We start from the raw sequence: 22,721 nt of genomic DNA on the forward strand, positions 1-22,721 counted from the left end.
ATTAAAATTACTATGGAAGAAAACGAATGGAGTAAATTTCGCCTGCGAGTGAACATTAATGCAGACATTACAGCAGCATACGAGGCCTGGAGTTCGCCACAAGCATTGGAATCATGGTTTCTGAGAAAGGCTATTTTTAAAGACGCTCAGGGAAACATCAAAGACAGCCAGGCTGCCATCGAAGAAGGAGACACTTATGAATGGTACTGGCACGGATACCCGGATAGCATAGTGGAAAAGGGCACCATTCTAAAAGCAAATGGCAAGGATGTTTTCAGCTTTACATTTTCTCTGAAATGCCCCGTGACAATTTCTATATACCCCGAGGCAGGTGAAACTATTGTAGAGCTGATTGAAAGCAATTTGCCTACAGACCGTGAAAATGGACTAAAGTACTTTGTAGGCGATTCCAGAGGCTGGATATTTTATATGGCCAATCTGAAATCCATACTTGAGGGTGGACTTGATCTGCGCAATAAGAAACCGGACCTGACTGATGTGATTACCTCATAGCAGTAGCAAAGGTATGAACGTGGGGGCTGAAAAAGTTAGTTAGTTTTCGCTGGCAGTACGATCGACCTGGGCTCCTTTCGCACTGGGATCCTGATGATCAGGTAGTAATTTAGCCCCCACACTACAGTTTCATCGGCACGTCCAAAGCCAGGAATGATGTTAGGTATCAATTCATTATTTTCAAAGGTATCCACGCCAAACTTAAACCTGGCTGTATAACCCAGCCAAACCATCCTCCACATTTTTACCTTCATTCCGGCTACCATCTCAAACCATTTGGCGTTTATGTCATTATTGGCAACCTGTCCTGTGCCATCGCCAAAAGCCTTATCCCGGTATGAATAGTTTAATTTGTCGCTAAAAGTTGCCATCCCATATCTCAGCCCAAAAAATAGTGCACTCATGTCAGGATCACGATGCAGGAAATTGATATCCGGTCCTATTCTCAAATAGCTACCTTCTACATTATACAAGCCATTTTCACTTGTGAAGGTCCTTTCAAGGATACCGTATTCCACATTAAAAAAATAGCGATAAAAATCTATGTCGGCCTGAAACTGATATTCCTTGTAATCCTCTCCGATGAAAGATCTGGTAATATTCACCGCCTCAGCGCCAATTCTGATGCCCGTGGGCACAAATTTACCTTTCAACGAATCTATGGGTATTTTGAGCTCTCCTGCTTCCTGGCAGAAACCGGAGGTAGCTACAAAAAGCAGCAATATATTAGCTAGTGTTTGTAAGAAAATTCTATGTGGCTTTAAGAAAACATTCCCGCCAAAGGGCGGGTCGAAGTCCCGAAAAGCGGGAGTCCCGTACAACTGTCGGGAGGAGCATTTTTGGGACAAGCGTAACGCAGACATTGGCGTTTTCTTAAAGCCACTAGTTATATATTTTAACATCTTCGGTAATATCCTCGATCAAAGTTTGGTTCACCACTTTTATGGAGTCAAAATCGTTGCGGCTATACCCCAAATCAGAAAAGATGACTTCAACGCCACAATTTTCTGATATCAGCCTGGCCTTTTTTCTATAAGTCAATATCAGTGTATCCCGGCCAAAATTACTATCAAACGCAAAGACTGTGGCTGTAGTATCTGGCCGTAAAGGAAGCCTTACGGAGCTGACTTCTAAATTTTCCACAAAAACCGTATCATCTGCGGCTATGGCCGTTATGGATAAGATGGTCAACGTATCAAGCTCATTATTCTCAATTTTGTAAAACTTTACATTTACAAAATTGGTTGTCTTACTTTGACAATCCGGCTCATTACATGCTGACATCAGCATAACAGCCATGATGAATAATATAGCAATTATAATTCTCATTTAACGGGCACAAATATAAGTATTGCTGTATGAAAGTAGAGGTTAAACGATCAGTGATTTTGCTGTATTGCATAATTACTTCGCATTGACATTACCTTTTGCTAATTTTGCGGCTACTTTTAACTAATAATAATTTGAAAACGAAGGGAAGAAAGAAGGACAAGGTAAATATTGTAACACTGGGGTGCTCCAAAAACCTGGTTGACTCAGAAGTAATGCTTACCCAGCTCCGTGGCAATAAGATCAATGCCACTCATGAAGCTAATGATGACAATGCGAATATCATTATTGTAAACACCTGTGGCTTTATTGACAATGCCAAACAAGAGTCCATAGATACTATTCTGCGCTATGCTGACGCCAAAGATGAGGGTCTGATAGACAAACTGTATGTCACAGGATGCCTCTCTCAACGTTACAGAGACGATCTGGAGGTAGAAATACCTCAGGTGGATGCCTTCTTCGGCACTATGGAGCTTCCCTTGCTTTTGAAAAAATTCAAGGCTGATTATAAGCACGAGTTGGTAGGTGAAAGGATACTCACTACGAGTAACCACTATGCTTATATGAAAATAGCTGAGGGTTGCGACAGGCCCTGTTCATTTTGTGCCATTCCATTAATGAGAGGTAAGCATATCTCCAAATCCATTGAAGAGCTGGTGACTGAGGCCAAAAACCTGGCGAAGAACGGAACGAAGGAATTGCTGTTGATCGCTCAGGATTCTACTTACTATGGATTAGATATTTATGGAAAAAGGAACCTGGCAGAGCTGTTGAAAAATCTTTCTGATGTAGAGGGCATTGAATGGATCAGGCTGCACTACGCGTTCCCTACGGGCTTCCCCCTGGATGTGCTGGATGTAATGGCAGAGCGTGATAATATATGTAACTACCTGGATATGCCCTTACAGCATGGCTCAACCCGTATATTGAAGCATATGCGCAGAGGCACCTCCCGTGAAAAACAGGAAGAACTGATACAGATCATCCGTGACAAAGTACCGGGTATTGCTTTAAGAACAACACTAATTGCCGGCTACCCGGGCGAAACGCAGGAGGATTTTGACGAGATGCTCGGTTTTGTAGAGCGTTCACGCTTCGACCGTCTCGGGATTTTTAGCTATTCACATGAAGAAAACACCCACGCACATAATTTTCCTGATGATGTACCCCAGGAAGTGAAACAAGAAAGGGCCAATACCGTAATGGAAGTACAGGAGCAAATTTCCCATGAACTGAACCAGGAGAAAGTAGGTAAAACTTTTAAAGTTCTGATAGATAGAAAAGAAGGGGGACAGTACATTGGAAGAACAGAATATGATTCACCGGAAGTAGACAATGAGGTAATTATTGAAGAAAAGTCAAAGCACCTGAGGCTGGGCGATTTTGTAAATGTAAAGATCAATGATGCGACCGAATTTGATTTGTACGGTGAAGTTATCTAAAGGCTGCTGTAAAAACACGACCTTAATTTACTGATATGGATCTGACCAAAGTTGCCTACCGGGATACCCACCAATTTTCGCCATTGTTTCTCGATTATATCAATGATAAAAGTCAACTGAGGGAATTTTACGGGGAACGGCCTGAGGTTAATGCTTTTCGTGCACTTATACACAAGCGAAATTTCCCTCCCGAGAGCAGGAAGATATTGTGTCAGGCATTAAACCGGCAGTACCGGCAACTGATCCCTACAGATCATGTCAGAAAAAATCTAAGCCTTCTGGAAAGCAGTGACACTTTTACCATCACCACCGGGCATCAGCTTAACATTTTCACCGGCCCACTATACTTTATCTACAAAATAATTTCTGTCATCAATAGCTGTAAGCGGCTAAAGGAGACTTACCCTGACAAAAATTTTGTGCCGGTATACTGGATGGCATCTGAAGATCACGACTTTGATGAAATCAGCTACTTCAGGCTTAATGGCAGAAAACATCAATGGCAGACTAATCAAAAGGGTGCTGTGGGAAATTTTAATCCTAAGGAGCTAAAAGAGCTTGTTTCTCAAATCCCAGGTATTCCTGATCTTTTTAAAGAAGCATATCTGAAGCATGACACCCTGGCCGATGCTGTCCGATACTATGTAAATGAGCTTTTTGGCGCGTACGGATTGGTGGTGGTTGACGCAGATTGCGTGGAATTGAAAAAACTCCTGATCCCGGTAATAAAGGATGATATTTTTGATCATACCCCCAATGACCTCGTTGAAAAGCAATCAATGAAGTTGGATCAAATGGGTTACAAAGCTCAAATATTCCCACGGAAGATCAACTTTTTCTACATGGCCGATAACCTGAGGAGCAGAATAGTAGAGGAGGATGGAAGGTATAGCATACTTGATTCGGAGCTATCTTTCACTGAGGATGAAATAAAGGCCGACATCGAAGCTCACCCGGAACACTACAGCCCCAACGTTGTGCTACGCCCGGTTTATCAGGAGATGGTGTTACCTAACCTGGCTTATGTTGGAGGGCCTGCAGAAGTGGCCTATTGGCTTCAGTTGAAGCCTGTGTTCGACCATTTTGGTATTTCTTTTCCTGCTCTCATACCCAGAAATTTTGCTATGATACTACCAAAACATATCCATGAGAAGTGGGCAAAAACAGGGTTAACGCTGACGGATCTGTTTCTTGATAAAGATGATCTCTTCAAAAAAGCTGTGAAAGCTGAGGCCGCACACGACATACACCTCAATGGCGAAATGCAAAATGTGATGTCGCTATTCGAAAAAATCAAGGCGCAGGCGGCTAAGATCGACCCTACCCTTGCACCTCATGTGGAAGCTCAACAGGCAAAGACCAAAAGCAGGCTTGAAATCATTGAAAAGAAATTCATACGGGCAGAAAAGAGGCACCAGTCCGACAAATTAAGACAAATTGAAAATGTACTAGGTGAATTATTCCCTAATGGTACACCTCAGGAACGCATCGACAATTTCCTTAATTTCTATTTGGGCAACTCCCAACTTATCGACCAGTTGGCTGGAAGTTTTGACCCTTTTGACTACCGTTATGTTGTACTGAAACAATAATGTGCCAACCCAAAAACAGCAGGTTTCATTCCTCATTTATTGATAGATCAGTATAATTGTAACTCATTTAAAAATCGCTGAAATATTTCACTCATTTTGGTAATCTAATCTATGGATAAAGGGACGCTCAGAAATACATACCTTGAAAAAAGGCTATCGCTCAGTACTGACGAATACCAGAAAAGAAACCAATTGCTGATCAACCGGCTCCTCAATTATCTTGATATCGGAAAAATACATTTTGTACACTCATTTTTAGCGATGACAGATAAAAAAGAGGTGGATACTTTTGCCATAATTGAAGAAATACGATCAGGCAATCCGGAGATCAGGATAGCCATATCAAAAACACTTCCGAAGGGGGAGCTTTCACATTTTTTACTAAACGATCAGACCAAAATCGAAAAGAATAACTGGGGAATACCTGAACCTGTAGAAGGAGAGGCAGCGGATATTGAAGAAATAGATATTGTGCTGGTTCCGCTGATCAGCTTTGATAAGGAAGGGCATAGGATCGGTTATGGAAAAGGTTATTATGATCGGTTTTTGAAAAAGGTTTCCCGGGCGAAGAAAATAGGACTTGCGCTTACTCCACCCCTGGATCACATTCCATACTCAGATAGGATGGATGTAAGACTGGATGCTTGTATCAGCCCATTTGATATCTATGAGTTTTCGCAGTAGCGACTCAATTTCAGGTATTTAGCTCATTACATTTCTTTTGTAGACTATAAAAGCCATAGCCAGGAGAGCAACAACTGCCAATAGGTACATCCAATAGCCTAAACCCTCACTTTCTATCTCTACAGGGCTGGTATCTCCGATCACAACAAAGCTGCCCCAGTAAAATGGTGCACTTTTGAACATCCCTGCCGTCTGTAGGTACTCCAACTTTGCCTGGCGGAGGGCTTCACTTTTGCCCATACCTTGTTTAAGGTATTTATAGAAATTATACATGATCTCAGGCGCCTCTTCATCAGCCACTTCCCAATGGGTTAACAGCAAGCTATTCACCCCGGCATACTGAAACGCCCTTCCCAGGCTCATCAACCCTTCTCCCTTCTCCAGTTTACCATATCCTGTATTACAGGCGCTCAAAACTGCCATCTGAGCATTAAAGCTCATGTTATAGATCTCATAGGTGTTAAGGTAACCATCATTTAGGGTATCCTTCACATTTCTGGAGAAATGCAGCTTTGAATAAAGAGGGTTTTTATTGTCTATCTCTCCGTGCAGAGCCAGGTGTAGAATAGAATACTTTTTGCTTTCCTCTTTAAAAACCGACTCTGAAGCCAGAGGGCCGAAATAATATTTTCCCGGAATCAGTTTCGAAATACTCCTGATCTCCTTCCTGGTTCCCGGTAAGTCATCTCCTAAATTTCGTAGAACTGAAAAGTCAATTGATGAATTTGTGCTGCTAGCATCATTGCTGTATGAAAAGGCGAGGCACTTGCCGGGGGCATCCTTTATACCGGATAGGTCATCATTGATAAAGAAATGATTAGCCGAGTTGGTATAGCTAATACTATAGTCTCTGATCAGGTAAGCCAGGTCTTGAAAAGGTTTCCCACTGACATGCTCCTGCAGCAGCAAATCAAAATTCAAGTACCACAAATTGCCATCGGGCACTATAATAATCTGATCATCTTTCTCAAGATATGATGCAACAGGCTCAAAAAGCAGTTTGTATAATTGGTGGGCTGTTTCCAGGTATGTCACATAATCCTTGCCAACAATTGATGCTCTAAATTTCTCTATCCAACTTTCCAATTCTTCCGGTCGATCCAGGGTCAATATGTCAGCATTCTGGTTGTTCACCAAAAATATGTAAATAGCCCCCTCAGCAAGTACATACTCCAGAAGTACATTATTTTGTAGTCTATGCTGTATTTCAGGTAATGTTAGAAAATGGCTAGCATGCTTTAGTTGGTAGTATTTGGGGTATTCAAATTCTAATTCACTCAGGTATGATTCATATTCTCTTTTGACATTAAATAAAAGATCTTTATAGTATCTTTTTTTACTTCCGCTCAAAGAGGACTTATTGATCTGTGAAAAGTAAAAATTTATTCTGGCTTTGAGTTCCTCTCCAAAATGCACCACTGAATCGGGAAGGGCGCCATATTGCATCGCGTTATGTTGTGAGATCGATTGATAGAGCAGATTTGATTTGGATTTTTCCGCAAAATTAAAAGCCAGGTTAAGGTAGTCACTGTTATTATATGTTTCATACAGTTGGTGAGCGACCCTAATACCCCCGTGGTAAGTTTTGGCACTACTGTTATTAAGTACAAGCTTGTCTTCATCACTTGTAAAGGAATTTCTATAATTATTGATGAGCGTATCACTGAGTAAATAGTTATTCATTGCTGCAAACAAATAACCAATATTTTCACTTTCTGATTTAAATAATTTTTCATAGGTTGCTGCCTTTTTTTGGCTTATGGTTAATCCATTAATATGCGTACTAATATCTTGAAAGTCTATTGGTTCAAGAGAAAATTGAAAGTTGAAAATTCCAAAGCGCGCGCTCAAGGCATGGTTATAAGCTTCCAGGGCCTTCAAATAGTCGCCTTCTCTGACATAGAGGTCTCCATTTAATATATTGGTCTCCGCCTTATTTCCAAAATTTAACCCCTTGGCAAATGCTAGATTTAGATACTTACGAGCCTCTGAAAACTTACCAACGCTAAGGTAAAATTTTGCAACATTACGGGCACTCATCCCTATAATAACATTTTTCTCAACTTGCGCCATCACCGCACAATCGTAAGCTTTTAAATAATAATATTCGGCTGAATCATATGTAGCTGTCTCCATATGTATCCCTGCAAGTACGACATATGCATTACCTAATTTTGGGTGTAAGTCACCATACACCTGTCTAAGGCTATAGCAGCTTCCTCTTGCATAATACAAAGCCGCCTCATAATCACCCATGCTACTATAGCATTTTGAAAGCCAGTTCTTAATCAAAGCGGTATTTGAGTGATTCTCACCATATAGTTTTATAGAAAGGTCCAGTGCCTTCCTACAATATTCCCTTGCTAAATCTGACGAACCATCATAATGCAACGCCTCTGAGATCGCTCGATAGCCTGTGCAAATAGCTGTTTCGTCCTCAACTTTAATAGCTACATCTAAACATTTTTGTGCATATGTCAAGTGAAGGTGAAATTGACCAACAGTCCTATATATTCTCCCCAAGTTAAGAAATAATGAGACATTTCTCTTATCAAGTTGATGGGCTTCATTAATTGCAGCGGTTCGTTCATAATAATAAATAGCTGAATCATACTGCTCAATATTTTTATAAACCAATCCCAGGTTATTATAAAGGCCAGAGTAAGTCAAAGGAGATTCTATTTTATTTTTTTTGCCATATTTCAACGCTTTATGAAAATATTCTTTAGCCTGATCTGCCTTCCACTCTTTATGAAATGCAATTAACCCTTGGTAATAATAGGCCCTGAGGATCCCCTGACCATCGTTAAGCTGATGTGCCAGAGTATCCATTTCAGCAAGTAATTCATACATTTTTTCATTCTCACTGTTGGCAAAGTACCGTTCAATCAACTGATCTAGAATTTCTAACCTCTCAACGCCACTAGATACAGCCAGCACTTTGTTCAGGCTGTCAATCTCAGTAATATATTTTTTCTGACTATGGCTAGTCGTGGTGAAAGTGAACAAAACTAAAAGGAGAAAAAAAACACACTTCATAACACATTTGTCAGCTTAGCTTGAAAACCTAACTCAGTCATAAATAGGCCTGTTTGCGTCTACAGCTAAACAGCTACTAAAAAATTGATGGTTTAGGGTAAGCACGATTTGAAACAATCTAATAATAAAAAAATGGCGCAACTAATGCTAATTGCGCCACCTTAAATTAGTTACTTCAATGGAATGATTACAAAAAAACTTTTATTATTTACAAAACTTCCTCAATCTCAAATTTTCTACCATTGAATTCTACCACTTCTTTTGGTTTTTTCTCCATCAACAAAGCTCCAAGCGGGGAAGTGGGTGCAATGGCAAAGTAATCTTTACCATCAACAGTGATCTTGCCAAGCCCTATGGAAATATAAAAACTGCCGTTATTGGTTATCACCAGACTGCCCCCCTGAACGGTATCATATTTTTTAGCGGGATTGATCCTTTCCAATACTTCTCTCAGCTTTCTGGCTTCAGTAAGCTGAACTGCATTGTTTTCCATTTCCTGCTGCATCATTTCCCTTCCCGTCTCGTACTTATCTCCGGCAGAACTCTTTGTTTCGTCATTAGCTGCCTCCTGAGCTGAGTCCATAGCTTCTTTGGCATTTCTAATCCTTTGCTCTACAATTTCCTTACAACGATCGTAGAGCTGTTGCTTCAATCCTGTCTGTAATGTCATGTTTATTAAATGATATCCAATATTGGTATCAAATAAACATAATTACAATAATATATTGTTCTGACCCGGGATTAAATTTCTTTCGCTGTCGCTACATTTAAAAAAGAGTCGTCTTTGGACGGCAAACGGCTGCTGCCCATCAGGTATTTGTCAACCTCCAGAGCGGCCTCTCTCCCCTCCGAAATTGCCCAAACAACTAATGACTGACCTCTCCTGGCATCTCCTGCTGCAAAAATATGTCCGACATTTGTCTTATACTTCTCAGTTTCGGCATTTCCCCGGGCATCTGTTTCCACTCCAAATGCCTGAAGCAACTTGTTTTCAGGAGACACAAAGCCAATAGCCAAAAGCGCTAGTTCACAAGGGATTTCCCGCTCAGTACCTTCTACTTCTCTGAAGGTTTGCCGGCTGTCCTCACCTATCACCCATTCAATATTTACAAGACGTACTTTTTCCAACTTCCCATTATTGCCCGCAAATTCTTTGGTGAGAATAGCCCATTCCCTTTCTCCGCCTTCTTCATGCGAAGAGGAGGTACGCAAAGTCATGGGCCACAACGGCCAGGGATCTTTGTCAGTGCGGTGTGAAAGGGGCTTACCCAGAAGTTCTATTTGGGTAACTGACCTGGCTCCCTGCCGATGCGAAGTCCCAATACAATCCGATCCGGTATCACCTCCACCTATCACAAGAACATTTTTATTCCTGGCAGATATTTTACCATGCACCTTGTCACCTGCTACTTCTTTATTTTGCTGAGTAAGAAAATCCATCGCAAAATGTACTCCTTCCAATTCTCGCCCGGGAATAGGCAGGTCCCGTGGCAGAGTGGCGCCCGCACATATTACGATGGCATCATATTCTTCATTAAGCTGGGCTGCATCAACATTAGCACCAACATTAGCATTAACCTGAAACTTTACACCTTCGGCCTTCATCACTTCCAGCCTACGGTCAATAACCCATTTCTCCAGCTTAAAGTCAGGGATACCATACCTGAGCAACCCACCTATTCGGTTTTCCCGCTCAAATACAGTAACCCAATGCCCTGCTTTGTTCAACTGCGCTGCTGCTGCCAGGCCGGCAGGGCCCGAGCCGATAACGGCTACCTTTTTCCCTGTACGTGTTTTGGGTGGTTTTGGGGTAATATAGCCGAGCTCGTAAGCTTTTTCTGCGATTGTTTTTTCAATATGTTCAATTGCTACGGGAGGTTTGTTGATGCCCAGTACGCAGCTTGCCTCACATGGCGCCGGGCATATCCTGCCGGTAAACTCAGGGAAATTATTAGTTGAGGTCAATATATGTACCGCTTCTTCCCAGCGTTCGCGATATACCGCATCATTAAATTCAGGAATAATATTTCCAAGCGGACAACCATTGTGGCAAAATGGAATGCCACAGTCCATGCATCGCGCAGCCTGTTCTTTTGTTTTCTTTTCCGGAAACGGATCATAGATCTCTTTGAAGTCTTTGACCCGTTCTTTTGGTGAACGTGAGCCTGGCAGCTCACGATTATATTTTAAAAATCCGTCTGTCTGTCCCATAATTATACTGCTACTTTTATTGGCTCCTTCTTTTTCATTAAAATGGCTTTATAGTCATTAGGTATAACTTTTATAAAGCTTTTAAGGGCGAGAGGCCATTGTGCCAATATCCTTTTGCCTACCTCGCTTTCGGTATATTCCACATGTTTTTTGATCATGGTTTCAAGCTTTTCCTGATCCTCCGCGTCTAAAGGGTCAAGTGACACCATTCCTTTATTGCACAGTTTTTCAAACTGCCCCTGTTGATCATATACATAGGCGATACCACCGCTCATTCCTGCTGCGAAATTTTTACCTGTAGGCCCCAGAATCACAGCTTTACCACCGGTCATATATTCGCAAGCATGGTCCCCGACTCCTTCTACCACTACTTCTACACCGGAATTTCTGACACAGAAACGCTCCCCTGCCATACCTCGAATGTAAGCCTCACCTTTTGTGGCTCCGTAGAATGCCACGTTTCCAATGATGATATTCTCTTCTGCTTTGAAAGTTGAAGTTTTATCAGGATATGTGACAAGCCTACCGCCACACAAACCTTTTCCGAAGTAATCATTTGCCTCTCCCTCGAGCTCAAACTTTACACCCGAGGTAAGAAAACCTCCGAAAGTCTGACCCGCCGAACCACGGAAATTAAAATGGATGGTATCTTCCGGTAGCCCTTCTCCCTTATATTTTTTACTTATTTCATTGGAAAGAATAGCCCCAACACTGCGATTGGTGTTCTTGATGCTAAACTTTTTGAATACTTTCTGTCGATCTCCAAGAGCTGGTTTCGCAGCTTCTAACAACTCCCAATCAAGCGCTTTTTCAAGTTCATGATCCTGTTCCATTTGCTTGTATACCCCTACATATTCGGGGGCATCCTCTCTGTAAAGTATCGGGCTCAGGTCAAGATCTTTAAATTTCCAGTGCGCTATATTATCGCGAAGTCTCAGAACCTCTGTTCTACCTACCATCTCATCAATTGTGCGGAAGCCGAGTTGTGCCATGATCTGACGCAGATCTTCCGCCAGGAAGGTGAAAAAGTTAACTACATGGTCGGGATTACCGGTAAACAGCTTCCTTAACTCCGGATTTTGTGTGGCAATACCTACAGGGCAGGTGTTCAAGTGACATTTTCTCATCATGATACACCCTTCTACCACTAGCGCTGCTGTAGAAATACCCCATTCTTCGGCTCCTAACAAGGTAGCGATCGCCAGGTCCTTACCTGTCCGTAACTGTCCATCTGTTTGAACAGTAATACGACTCCTCAAATCATTTTTCACTAATGTCTGATGCACTTCTGCCAGCCCAAGTTCCCAGGGCAAACCCGCATGACGAATAGAACTCAACGGAGATGCTCCTGTTCCTCCGTCAGCTCCAGAGATAAGCACTACATCAGCATTCGCTTTGGAGACCCCGGCAGCAACAGTGCCCACACCGGCTTCTGAAACCAGCTTCACATTGATACGTGCATTCCGGTTAGCATTTTTAAGGTCATAGATCAGTTGAGCGAGATCCTCAATAGAATAAATATCGTGGTGAGGTGGGGGTGATATCAACCCAACACCTGGTGTGGAATGCCTTACTCTGCCGATCCACTCATCTACTTTATGGCCCGGCAACTGCCCTCCTTCTCCGGGTTTTGCGCCTTGAGCCATCTTGATCTGTATCTCATCTGCATTAGTTAAATAGTAACTTGTTACACCAAACCGGCCGGAAGCCACTTGTTTGATAGCCGATCGCTCAGAATCACCATTAGGTTTTGGTTCAAAGCGAACTTCATCCTCTCCACCCTCTCCGCTGTTGCTTTTTGCACCTATACGGTTCATCGCAATTGCCAGGGTTGTGTGGGCCTCATGTGAAATAGAGCCAAAAGACATGGCGCCAGTGGCAAACCTTTTGAAAATGCTCTCTTTAGGCTCTACCTCCTCGATAGGCACCGCATTTCTGGGTTTAAAATCCAGTAATCCACGCAGCGTTAAAGCATGCCGCGTCTGATCATTTATTTTATTGGCATATTTTTTATATAGCTCAAAGTTGTTCGTTTTAGTAGAGTGCTGAAGCAAATGAATAGTCGCAGGATTGAACATATGCTTTTCCCCTCTTCTTTTCCACTGGTAGACACCTCCCACTTGGAGTTGTGAATTTTCCTCTAATTCATTCCATGCTGAATGATGCCGCGTTAATACTTCATGGGCAATACCATCAAAGCCAATGCCCTCTATCCTGGAAATGGTACCTTTGAAACACCTGTTAATCACCTTCTGGTTTAGCCCGAGAGCCTCAAATATCTGCGAAGCCTGGTAGGACTGTAAGGTACTAATACCCATTTTGGACAACACTTTCAGCAACCCGTAACCGATAGCCTTTTGATAATTAGCAAACGCCTGATCCAGCGTTAACTCTTTATCCAGGTACTCTTTTTCATGCAGATCTTTGATGGTCTCTAGTGCAAGATAGGGGTTGATCGCACTGGCTCCATAGCCAATAATAGTTGCAAAATGATGCGTTTCACGCACATCTCCGGCTTCTATTATAATTCCGGCTTTGGTTCTTAAATTCTTATCCACCAGGTGGTGGTGAACTGCTCCTGTCGAAAGAAGAGACGGGATGGGCGCATAGTCATTGTTGATATTCCTGTCTGAAATGATCAACACCTTGCTGCCGCTGATAACAGCCTCTTCGGCCAGCCTGCACAGCTTATCCAGGCCGGCTTCCAAACGCCCCGGCTTGCCGTCTGCTTCAAAAACAGCAGGCAATACGCTGTAAGGAAAATCTATATGATCCAGGTTCTTGAATTTCTGAAGGTCTGAATTTAGCAGTACAGGTTGCGAGATGTGTATCTGCTTGGTGTGCTCGGGGGTCTCAGCTAAAATATTCAAGCTTTCTCCCACCCTGGTAAACAGCGACATGACCATACGCTCTCTGATTGGATCAATAGGTGGGTTACTCACCTGGGCAAACAACTGCTTAAAGTAGTTTGATATATGTTGACTTTGATCCGACAGCACTGCCAAAGGGGTATCAGCCCCCATAGACCCCACCGGCTCAGTGCCGCTAACCGCCATGGGGCTAAGAATTATCTTCAATTCCTCGGACGTGTACCCAAATGCCTTCTGCTTCAACTCCAGTTCCCCCTGAGCAAATGAATATTCAATATTCGTGGGCGTGGGAATAAGTCTCAGCTTGACCCTGTGCTGCTTGATCCAGTCGACATAAGGTTGTCTGTGACTGATCTGTGCTTTCACTTCCTCGTCATACACCACCTTTTTCTGCTCCAGGTCAGCAATTAGCATTTTTCCCGGCTGCATACGCCCTTTGCTAATGATGTTGGAAGGCTTCACAGGTAAAGCACCTGCTTCCGAGGCAATAATAAGCCTGTCATCTTTGGTGATATAGTATCTGCCCGGCCGTAGTCCGTTCCTGTCAAGTGTTGCCCCTATGACTTTTCCATCTGTAAATACGAGCGCTGCAGGTCCATCCCAGGGCTCCATCAGAGAAGCATGATACTTATAAAATGCCTTCCTTTCAGTGTCCATCAATGGGTTATCCTCCCATGCTTCCGGCACGAGCATCATCATTACATGCGGCAACGAACGACCACTCAGCACCAGCATTTCCACAAGTGCATCCAGGTTAGCTGAGTCGCTATGGGTAGGATCTGTCACCGGCAAGAGCATTTTCAACTCTTCATCGGTAAAAAGATCAGACCCCATCATAGCCTCTTTAGACTTCATCTTTGTAACATTTCCCCGGATGGTGTTTATTTCTCCATTGTGAGCGATATACCTGAAAGGCTGTGCCAGCTTCCAATTGGGGAAGGTGTTAGTGGAATACCTTGAGTGAACTATGGCCAATGAGGATTTGACCTCCTCATTCTGCAGATCATAATAGTATGGACGAACCTGATTAGTTCTGAGCTGACCCTTATAGACTACTATTTTATGAGAAAAACTCGGTGAATAAAAATCAGCATTATTACCTTTAACATGATGACCTATATAATGTGTGGTATAATTTCTAAACACAAATAGCTTTCTCTCCAGGTTGTCGCCAGTGAGGTTGTCTTTATGCTTAACAAATATCTGTTCTATTACAGGCTCCACTTTTGAAGAGCCGGCGCCCGGCACATTATGATCAACGGGTACAGGCCTATATCCCAGCACCTCAAAGCCCAACTCCTTAGCGTGTTTTTCAAGTATACTTTTGCATTCCTCTCTAACCGACTTGTTAGTAGGAAAAAAAAGCATACCCACACCATATGCTCCAAACTCAGGCAGGGTAATACCTAGCTTTTCACATTCGTTCTTATAAAAATGATGAGGTATTTGTATAAGGATACCCGCACCATCACCTGTTTCCGGATCACTGCCTGTGCCTCCGCGATGCTCCATATTCTCTAACATATCGAGAGCATCCTGCACTGTTTTAGCAGTTTTTTTGCCATCAATATTGGCGATACAGCCTATCCCACATGCATCATGCTCAAGCTCAGGGGTATACAACCCACGCTGTTGTAGTTTTCTCATTGGTCAAAAAATTTTAAAGTAGAGTGCTTATTTCAGGGCATCCAAACCAGAACTGAGGTTCAAGTTAATGAAAAAAATTTAATGTAATCAGCTAACTACCATGAAATTTAGCAAAAATATTGGCTGTTTTTTATGAAATTTTCACCACTTTCCGGGAAATCAATGAAAATACACAAATAGGAATCGTTTGCAGAATCCATTCTATCGAAAAATTTTTTTCTTAGAATTTCAGCGCTCTTACCATCTCTTTTTTGCCCGGAGGGCCCGGCAAGGTCTCTACTTGCAGGCCAAGGGCTTTTAGGTCCCGCTTCAATTGTCCTTTAGCACAGTAGGTAACAAATACAGATTGGCTGGCCATGCTTTCCACTATGCGGGTGAGGATTTCCATGCCCCAAAGTTCGGCCTGCTTTGAAGGAGCAAAGGCATCAAAAAACACAACATCAAATTGTGAAGATGGAAGCTGACAGTCCTCAAGCTTTGTATGTAGCTTCTTCAGCGTAAATAAAGAATGAATTGGTCTATCCACATGCCAGTCTGAACGATGAATATCTTCGAACCATTGTTCTGCGTCAGGATGCGCTATAAACTTGGGGTAGTTGAGGCTTGCAGCTAAACTATAATCAACCGGAAACGCTTCAATGGATGTAAAATGTACCGATATTTTGTACGTTTCTGCACATTCTGCCGCGAGCAGGGCATTCAAGCCTGTACCTAAACCCACTTCCAGAACATGAGGTGAGGCCTTTTGGTTCAAAGCATACTCCAGCCCCATTTTGATAAAGACATGACGCGACTCCTGAAGAGCGCCATGAAAAGAGTGATAAGTTTCGTTTAGTGCAGGAACAAAAAGAGAATGAGACCCATCATCGGTAATGATCAGTCTTATATTCCCTTTATTTTCTGCTTCCGCCATCAGGGTCGGTGAATTAAAACGGTAGCAAAAGCAGCCACCCCTTCTTCTTTTCCAACAAAACCTAACTTTTCAGTTGTTGTAGCTTTTATTGACAGGTCATCTTCAGCTATGTTCATTACCTGAGCCAGACAGGCCTTCATGTCTGGTATGCAAGGATTGATTTTTGGTTGCTGAAGACACACAGTGGAGTCTATATTGCCTATTTCCCAGCCATTATCCCGAATTAGTGTCATAACATCCCTCAAAAGGATCTTGCTGTCTATTCCCTTGTATGCAGGGTCTTTATCAGAAAAATGAAACCCAATGTCTCGCATATTGGCAGCGCCAAGCAATGCATCACATATCACATGGATCAGCACATCGGCATCAGAGTGACCTACGGCTCCTTTTGTATGCTCTACTCTAATGCCTCCCAACCAAAACTCGGCCCCCTCTTTCAATTGATGCACGTCATATCCGAATCCGGTTCTTATCTTCATTTCTGTTTTTGTTTTGACCTGTAGTGCATTATTGTGCAGTTATTGAGCGCCAGAACTTCCCGGGCAACACTATTGAGTTGTTCGACATCTACAGCTTGTATTTTATCGGCCTCCTCGTTCACCAGGTTAGTATTACCCGACAATGTAGCCATAGCAAGGTTCATCGCCCTGTTCAGCACCTCTACCTCTGAAAATATGAGGCTGGCCTCCGCCTGATTCTTTACCTTTTCCAATTCCTCTGCTCCAACCCCCTCTTTCAAAAATTCGTCCACCACACGTTGAACTTCCTCCTCTGCCTGTTCAATAGAAATATTGTCAGAAACTTTCCCGTTGATCACCAGCAAGCCGGGGTCGATTGACCCTGTTACTGAAGCGCTGATCGAACTGAATATAGATCTGTCTCTCACCAGCTTTTGGTATAACCGTGAAGATTTACCTCTGCCCAGGATATCACTGGTTAAGTCTGCCGCATAATATCTCTCATCAAATTTCCCAGGTATGTGATACACCATATATAAAGCATCTGTAGGTACCTCCGCAGACACTGAAATGAATCTCTTCTCATTTTGTGCCGGCTCAGTCGGCAAACTCCGATGGTAATCAGCTCCACTTGGTATGGGTCCAAACCATTTCTCACTCAGCGCCTTCACCTCATCAAACCTTACGTTTCCGGCCACTACCATTATGGCTTGGTTGGGTACGTAATGTTTCTTAAAAAATGCTCTCACATCTTCCATAGTAGCCGTTTCGATATGACTGATCTCCTTACCGATCGTAGGCCATTGATATGAATGCCTTTTGTAGGCTATGGGTCGAAGTTTTAACCAAACATCACCATAGGGCTGATTAAGATAGCGCTGCTTAAACTCTTCGATGACCACCTTGCGCTGCACCTCCAATACTTTTGGATCAAAAGATAATCCCAGCATGCGGTCTGACTCCAACCAAAACCCTGTTTCCAAATTTTGTGCAGGCAATGTCAGATAGTAGTTGGTAATATCAGGGCTGGTAAAGGCATTATTCTCTCCCCCCGCCAGTTGCAATGGCTCATCATAATTGGGTATATTCTGAGAGCCTCCAAACATCAAGTGTTCAAAAAGGTGAGCAAAGCCTGTCTTACCAGGATCTTCATCGCGAGAACCTACATCGTAGAGGATATTCAATACGGCAATTTGAGTGGTAGGGTCTTCATGTACGATTACTTTCAGACCATTATTTAGTGTAAAGCTTTTGAATTCTATCATCGTCAGGTATGGCAAAAATAAAAAGATCACATCACTTTGCAGATAATGCCAATGCTTTAATTTTGTCGTCAAAATTTTGACTTATGCATTTTGACAGGAAAAACTATTCCGACAAGATATTAATAGATCTATACGAAGCCCTTCTAAGGCCCAGAATGATAGAGGAAAAGATGCTTATTTTGCTGCGACAGGGCAAGATCAGCAAATGGTTTTCCGGCATTGGCCAGGAGGCAATATCCATTGGTTGCACCTATCCGCTACAGGATGATGAATATATTCTCCCGATGCACCGCAACCTTGGCGTTTTTACCACCAGAAAAATCCCTTATAGCCGCCTTTTTGCTCAGTTCCAGGGCAAATTATCCGGCTTTAGCAATGGTCGCGACCGCTCCTTCCACTTTGGCACTAATGATTACCACATTGTCGGTATGATCTCTCACCTGGGGCCTCAACTGGCGGTGGCTGATGGTATAGCGCTTGCCAATATGCTTAAAAAAGAAAAAAAGGCCACATTGGTGTTTACCGGTGACGGTGGAGCCAGCGAAGGAGATTTTCACGAAGCGCTTAACGTAGCCGCGGTTTGGGATCTGCCCGTAATCTTTGTTGTTGAAAACAATGGCTACGGGTTGTCAACCCCCAGCAACGAGCAGTTTAAATTCAAAAGCTTTGTTGACAAAGGCCCCGGTTACGGAATAGATGCTGTGAAAATCGATGGCAATAATGTACTTGAGGTATATGATACGATCAGGCAATTAGCTGAAAATGTGCGTAAGAACCCTCGCCCTGTACTGGTCGAGGCAATGACATTCAGGATGAGAGGGCATGAAGAGGCGTCAGGCACTAAGTATGTACCTACTGAACTAATGGAAAAGTGGGCTAAGAAAGATCCTCTTCAAAACTATGAAGCCTACCTGCTAAAGGAAAAAGTACTTGACGAAGCTACTATTAAGAAAATAAGGAAGGCGATTCAGAATGATATTGAAAGGGGTCTGGAAAAAGCCTATGCCGAAGAAATGCCCAAAGCAAGCACAGCCACTGAGATTGCCGATATGTATGCTCCTTTCGAACAAAAAGTAGTGCAACCTCAGTCAGAAGGCAAAAACAAAAAGCGGTACGTTGATGCCATCTCGGACGGCTTGAAACAAAGTCTGGAGAAATACCCGGAATTAGTGATCATGGGGCAGGATATTGCCGAGTATGGAGGGGTTTTTAAGATCACCGAGGGCTTTGTTGAAACATTTGGAAAAGAAAGGATCCGAAATACTCCACTTTGTGAATCAGCTATTATCGGTATTGGGCTGGGTATGTCCATCAAAAAGCAAAAATCCGTTGTGGAGATGCAATTTGCAGATTTCGTTACCTGTGGCTTCAATCAAATTGTGAACAACCTGGCCAAATCACACTACCGTTGGGGACAAAATGCAGATGTGGTAGTAAGGATGCCAACAGGAGCCGGAGTAGCTGCAGGACCTTTCCACAGCCAGTCGAATGAGGCCTGGTTCTTCCATACACCCGGGTTAAAGATCGTCTATCCTTCTAATCCGGCTGATGCCAAAGGTTTGCTTTGCGCCGCTATTGAAGATCCCAATCCGGTAATTTATTTCGAGCACAAATTCCTTTACCGCTCCCTCACCGATGACATCCATGATGACTATTATACTACTGAGATCGGTAAAGCCAAGTTGGTAGCAGCGGGTGAAAATTTGTCAATTATTACCTACGGAATGGGCGTACATTGGGCCAGGGAGGTGATGGAAAGTATGCCGGAACTTTCAGCAGACATACTTGACCTGAGATCACTTTTACCCTGGGACAAGGAAGCTGTTGCGGAAACCGTTAAGAAAACCAGCAGAGTTTTGGTCCTTCATGAAGATTGTATGACGGGCGGTATAGGAGGTGAGATCAGCGCATGGATCAGCGAGCATTGTTTCGAGCATTTGGACGCTCCCGTAATGCGCGAGGCCAGCCTGGATACCGCAGTGCCATTTTCACCGCCACTTGAACAAAACTTTTTACCTAAAGGAAGGCTTCAACAAAAAATTAAGGATTTGGTGGAATTTTAATTAAATTAGTGCGTTTAAAGGCTAACTAAAGTTATTTTTCAACGCATTCTGCCAGATTTGAGGATCCTAAGTCAAATTCTTTCTTGTCGTACAAAGGCTTTCAGGCTATTGCTAGCAACAGGCATGATCACCCTTTTTATCGGTGTCAATGCCCCTGAAGCTACTGCCCAGGAAAAGTCTAAGTACGAAAAGATCAACAAGAAAAAGAACAAAGAGAATCGAAGACTTAAGAGGCGGGGAGATAAAGGCAAATCAAATAACAAAGCCCTCAGGAGTACCAAGCTCAAAATCCGGTCAAAGCAGGGTGAACGCGCGTTTAAAGGCGATATTACAGGTAGAAAATTTCAAACCAAGCGCTCTCATAGACCGAATTGGGGCGCTGCAGTAGCAAAGCCTAACCCATATGCCGGAAGGAAAAGAACCAGTGAAGGAAGTAGAGCCAAGGCGTTAAAGCAGACACCACGTTATTCTGCCCGGCAAAGAGAAAAAGCGTGGAGAGGCGGCTCAGGAAGGGCTATAAACACCCAATCCAAGCGTATCACCTTTACAGGGAAAAGATCATACCAACAACGCAACGCACAGTCCATCTCCCGAGACCCAGAGCGTCCACGGAAGATCACTCGTATTGTACCACGCTCCGCATCAGGAGCTTACAGGGTCAGGAAAAGAAAAAACCCATACGTATGGCGGGAAAGGTCCAAATGGGAAAGTGCATACCAGGGTGATATTACCGGCCGGAAGTTTCGCTCTAAGAGGACACTGGAACGCCCCGGCATACAGCAACCACCCCGGGTAAAATACACCTCCTCAGGAGGGCGCAGAGGAGACCGTGCTTATGACGGTGAAATAAAAGGAGGCTATCGATCAGCTACCCGTACACGTGAAAAAGCATGGAAAAATGATATTTCAGGGAACAGGCTTCGGATCAGAACCTCCGAGAAGCCAAAGTTTAGTGGCTCTCAATTTCAAGCATACCCTAAAGGAAAAAGAAGGGGCGACAAAGCTTATAAGGGAAAAATAAAAGGTGGAGATTACCGCAGCATCTCCTCACGTAAAGAGAGAGCTGGAACTAAAGTTCGCACCTCAAAGCCCCCTGGCTCCGGCACTGTTAAGGCATGGAAATTTCAGGGAAATATCAAATCTGACAAACCACAAAAAGGTGGAGGTAGCATCAGTGGCAAACGCTGGAACAATAATGGACGTGCCATACAAGGCCGTGGTCCCAGAAGCCAGGATAATAGGATTGCCGGCTTCCAGGGCAATATTAAAGGTGGCCGAACATACAAAGGAGGCGGCAGCATCAGCGGCAAGCGCTGGAATAATAACGGAAAGGCTATTCAAAGCAGGCAACCACGACCGCAGGACCTTAAAGTTGCCGGATTTCAAGGTAGAATAAAAGGAGGCAAAAAACCCCAAGGTGGCGGCAGCATCAGCGGCAAACGTTGGAATAATAACGGAAAGGCTATTCAAAGCAGGCAACCACGACCGCAGGACCTTAAGGTGGCAGGATTTCAGGGCAAGATAAAAGGTGGCAAAATATATAAGGGTGGTGGCAGCATTAGCGGTAGGCAATGGAACAACAAAGGCAGGGCCATCCAAAGCCGGCAACCACGACCACAAGACATTGGAATAGCCAAATTTCAGGGAAATATAAAGGCGGGACGATCGGAGCGCGCCAGGGATAATTCCAGAAAGTCAGGCTCATACAAGGGAAAAATTCCTGCTTATATGTTACAGAAGGGGCCTAATGATGAACATAAATTCACCGGAAACCTTAGGAAAAGACGTGGATATGTTAAAAACCCAAGTTCTGCCAAAGAAGCCTTGAAGGTAAAAGACATGAATCGCGATTATCGCAGAAATGCTAACTACCGAGGAAAATTGCCGGCATACATGTCAAAAAAGGGGCTAGATGATGAGCACCAATTCAGAGGCAGAATCAAACAACCTAAATACAAAAAAAGCCCTTATGCAGTAGATGAAGCATTAAAATCTCGCAAGCCTGGTAAGAATGAGAAGCTATCGGCTACTTTTAAGGGATTTAACAAAAGAGGATTTAAATACAAGAAAAATAAATCGGCCGATGACGAATCTTTGATGGTCAAAAAGCCAGGCAAAAATTATTTCAAAGGTGGTGAGTACCAGGGCAATATTAAGGTGACCTCAAAATACAAGAAGAGTCCATACTCAGCAGATGAATCGTTGAAAGCGCGTGCTCCGGGCAAAAACGAAAAACTTTCTGCCAATTTTCAGGGTTTCAATAAAAGAGGATTCAGATATACGAAAAATAAATCCGCATCTGACGAGGCCTTGAAAGTAAGGCCTCCGGGCAAAAACTATTTGGAAGGCGGGAAGTATCAGGGGAATGTAAAGATGACCTGGAAATATAGTAAAAAGCCAAATGCTGCTGAAGGTGCCATGAAAGGAATAGGACCATCAAGAGCAGCCATTCAGGCCAGCAACTACCAGGGCAACATTAAAATGAAAAGAAAAAATGTTGCCGACAGACATCCGGACTTCAAATACCTGAGCAAATCCAGCAGTGGCAAGAGTGAAAAAGACAAAACATTCAGCTTTAAGTTATTCTGGTCAAAGCTATTTAAGAAAGAGGAAAACCAACCTGATCACTTAAAAGAAAAGGAAAGGAAACCTCGATACGATAAAAGAGAACAGGGAATTTGGTATGACTAAT

General features: G+C 43.2%; 15 protein-coding genes. 6 read left to right on the forward strand and 9 right to left on the reverse strand.

Annotated elements, in window-relative coordinates:
- The first annotated feature begins 12 nt into the window (after positions 1-12).
- Entirely contained in the window at positions 13-513 is a 501-nt protein-coding gene (locus C900_RS07830) for an SRPBCC family protein (protein WP_009579195.1), read from the forward strand.
- Between the two features lie 35 nt (positions 514-548).
- Here C900_RS07830 and C900_RS07835 read toward each other — a convergent pair whose 3' ends face one another.
- On the reverse strand, positions 549-1,415 hold the full coding sequence (locus C900_RS07835; RefSeq protein ID WP_342662389.1) for a DUF6048 family protein: 867 nt from the start codon (positions 1,413-1,415) through the stop codon (positions 549-551).
- The gene (locus C900_RS07840; RefSeq protein WP_009579197.1) at positions 1,396-1,842 is read right to left on the reverse strand and encodes a DUF6452 family protein; all 447 of its coding nucleotides are present in this window, start codon (positions 1,840-1,842) and stop codon (positions 1,396-1,398) included. The genes C900_RS07835 and C900_RS07840 overlap by 20 nt, the downstream gene beginning before the upstream one ends.
- Before the next feature lie 134 nt (positions 1,843-1,976).
- Between C900_RS07840 and rimO the strand changes: the two genes are divergently transcribed.
- From rimO to C900_RS07855, 3 genes are all read left to right on the forward strand, one after another.
- Positions 1,977-3,287, forward strand: coding sequence for a 30S ribosomal protein S12 methylthiotransferase RimO (gene rimO, locus C900_RS07845; protein ID WP_009579198.1), 1,311 nt, complete (start codon positions 1,977-1,979; stop codon positions 3,285-3,287).
- 35 nt (positions 3,288-3,322) lie between these two features.
- Entirely contained in the window at positions 3,323-4,879 is a 1,557-nt protein-coding gene (gene bshC / locus C900_RS07850; RefSeq protein ID WP_009579199.1) for a bacillithiol biosynthesis cysteine-adding enzyme BshC, read from the forward strand.
- Between the two features lie 111 nt (positions 4,880-4,990).
- Complete coding sequence (locus C900_RS07855; RefSeq protein WP_009579200.1) at positions 4,991-5,563, forward strand: 5-formyltetrahydrofolate cyclo-ligase; 573 nt, start codon at positions 4,991-4,993, stop codon at positions 5,561-5,563.
- An 18-nt stretch (positions 5,564-5,581) separates the two neighbouring features.
- Here the strand turns inward: C900_RS07855 and C900_RS07860 are convergent, their stop codons facing one another.
- The 7 genes from C900_RS07860 to C900_RS07890 form a co-directional block, all read right to left on the reverse strand.
- Positions 5,582-8,602 carry a CHAT domain-containing protein gene (locus C900_RS07860; RefSeq protein ID WP_009579201.1) on the reverse strand — a complete coding sequence of 1,007 codons (3,021 nt, stop codon included), beginning with the start codon at positions 8,600-8,602 and terminating at the stop codon, positions 5,582-5,584.
- A 208-nt stretch (positions 8,603-8,810) separates the two neighbouring features.
- The gene (locus tag C900_RS07865) at positions 8,811-9,272 is read right to left on the reverse strand and encodes a 3-oxoacyl-ACP synthase (RefSeq protein WP_040496117.1); all 462 of its coding nucleotides are present in this window, start codon (positions 9,270-9,272) and stop codon (positions 8,811-8,813) included.
- 71 nt (positions 9,273-9,343) lie between these two features.
- The gene (locus C900_RS07870) at positions 9,344-10,813 is read right to left on the reverse strand and encodes a glutamate synthase subunit beta (RefSeq protein WP_009579203.1); all 1,470 of its coding nucleotides are present in this window, start codon (positions 10,811-10,813) and stop codon (positions 9,344-9,346) included.
- A 2-nt stretch (positions 10,814-10,815) separates the two neighbouring features.
- Complete coding sequence (gene gltB, locus C900_RS07875; RefSeq protein WP_009579204.1) at positions 10,816-15,330, reverse strand: glutamate synthase large subunit; 4,515 nt, start codon at positions 15,328-15,330, stop codon at positions 10,816-10,818.
- A gap of 220 nt (positions 15,331-15,550) precedes the next feature.
- Complete coding sequence (gene mnmC2 / locus C900_RS07880) at positions 15,551-16,243, reverse strand: tRNA (5-methylaminomethyl-2-thiouridine)(34)-methyltransferase MnmC2 (RefSeq protein WP_009579205.1); 693 nt, start codon at positions 16,241-16,243, stop codon at positions 15,551-15,553.
- On the reverse strand, positions 16,243-16,722 hold the full coding sequence (ispF, locus tag C900_RS07885) for a 2-C-methyl-D-erythritol 2,4-cyclodiphosphate synthase (RefSeq protein ID WP_009579206.1): 480 nt from the start codon (positions 16,720-16,722) through the stop codon (positions 16,243-16,245). Before ispF ends, mnmC2 begins: the two co-directional genes overlap by 1 nt.
- On the reverse strand, positions 16,719-17,966 hold the full coding sequence (locus tag C900_RS07890) for a M16 family metallopeptidase (protein ID WP_009579207.1): 1,248 nt from the start codon (positions 17,964-17,966) through the stop codon (positions 16,719-16,721). Before C900_RS07890 ends, ispF begins: the two co-directional genes overlap by 4 nt.
- Positions 17,967-18,049: 83 nt before the next feature.
- Between C900_RS07890 and C900_RS07895 the strand changes: the two genes are divergently transcribed.
- Both C900_RS07895 and C900_RS07900 read left to right on the forward strand, forming a co-directional pair.
- Positions 18,050-20,029 carry an alpha-ketoacid dehydrogenase subunit alpha/beta gene (locus C900_RS07895; RefSeq protein ID WP_009579208.1) on the forward strand — a complete coding sequence of 660 codons (1,980 nt, stop codon included), beginning with the start codon at positions 18,050-18,052 and terminating at the stop codon, positions 20,027-20,029.
- 123 nt (positions 20,030-20,152) lie between these two features.
- Positions 20,153-22,720 carry a hypothetical protein gene (locus C900_RS07900; RefSeq protein WP_009579209.1) on the forward strand — a complete coding sequence of 856 codons (2,568 nt, stop codon included), beginning with the start codon at positions 20,153-20,155 and terminating at the stop codon, positions 22,718-22,720.
- Position 22,721 lies beyond the last annotated feature (1 nt).

It is taken from the genome of Fulvivirga imtechensis AK7 (assembly GCF_000331535.1).
Lineage (GTDB): Bacteria > Bacteroidota > Bacteroidia > Cytophagales > Cyclobacteriaceae > Fulvivirga > Fulvivirga imtechensis.

Excerpts from the sequence above, each read along its gene's own strand:
- C900_RS07830 (WP_009579195.1), top strand. The coding sequence starts at position 13 with ATGGAAGAAAACGAATGGAGTAAATTTCGCCTGCGAGTGAACATTAAT.
- C900_RS07835 (WP_342662389.1), bottom strand. The coding sequence starts at position 1,415 with ATGTTAAAATATATAACTAGTGGCTTTAAGAAAACGCCAATGTCTGCG.
- C900_RS07840 (WP_009579197.1), bottom strand. The coding sequence starts at position 1,842 with ATGAGAATTATAATTGCTATATTATTCATCATGGCTGTTATGCTGATG.
- bshC (WP_009579199.1), top strand. The coding sequence starts at position 3,323 with ATGGATCTGACCAAAGTTGCCTACCGGGATACCCACCAATTTTCGCCA.
- C900_RS07855 (WP_009579200.1), top strand. The coding sequence starts at position 4,991 with ATGGATAAAGGGACGCTCAGAAATACATACCTTGAAAAAAGGCTATCG.
- C900_RS07860 (WP_009579201.1), bottom strand. The coding sequence starts at position 8,602 with ATGAAGTGTGTTTTTTTTCTCCTTTTAGTTTTGTTCACTTTCACCACG.
- C900_RS07865 (WP_040496117.1), bottom strand. The coding sequence starts at position 9,272 with ATGACATTACAGACAGGATTGAAGCAACAGCTCTACGATCGTTGTAAG.
- C900_RS07870 (WP_009579203.1), bottom strand. The coding sequence starts at position 10,813 with ATGGGACAGACAGACGGATTTTTAAAATATAATCGTGAGCTGCCAGGC.
- gltB (WP_009579204.1), bottom strand. The coding sequence starts at position 15,330 with ATGAGAAAACTACAACAGCGTGGGTTGTATACCCCTGAGCTTGAGCAT.
- mnmC2 (WP_009579205.1), bottom strand. The coding sequence starts at position 16,243 with ATGGCGGAAGCAGAAAATAAAGGGAATATAAGACTGATCATTACCGAT.
- ispF (WP_009579206.1), bottom strand. The coding sequence starts at position 16,722 with ATGAAGATAAGAACCGGATTCGGATATGACGTGCATCAATTGAAAGAG.
- C900_RS07890 (WP_009579207.1), bottom strand. The coding sequence starts at position 17,966 with ATGATAGAATTCAAAAGCTTTACACTAAATAATGGTCTGAAAGTAATC.
- C900_RS07895 (WP_009579208.1), top strand. The coding sequence starts at position 18,050 with ATGCATTTTGACAGGAAAAACTATTCCGACAAGATATTAATAGATCTA.
- C900_RS07900 (WP_009579209.1), top strand. The coding sequence starts at position 20,153 with ATGATCACCCTTTTTATCGGTGTCAATGCCCCTGAAGCTACTGCCCAG.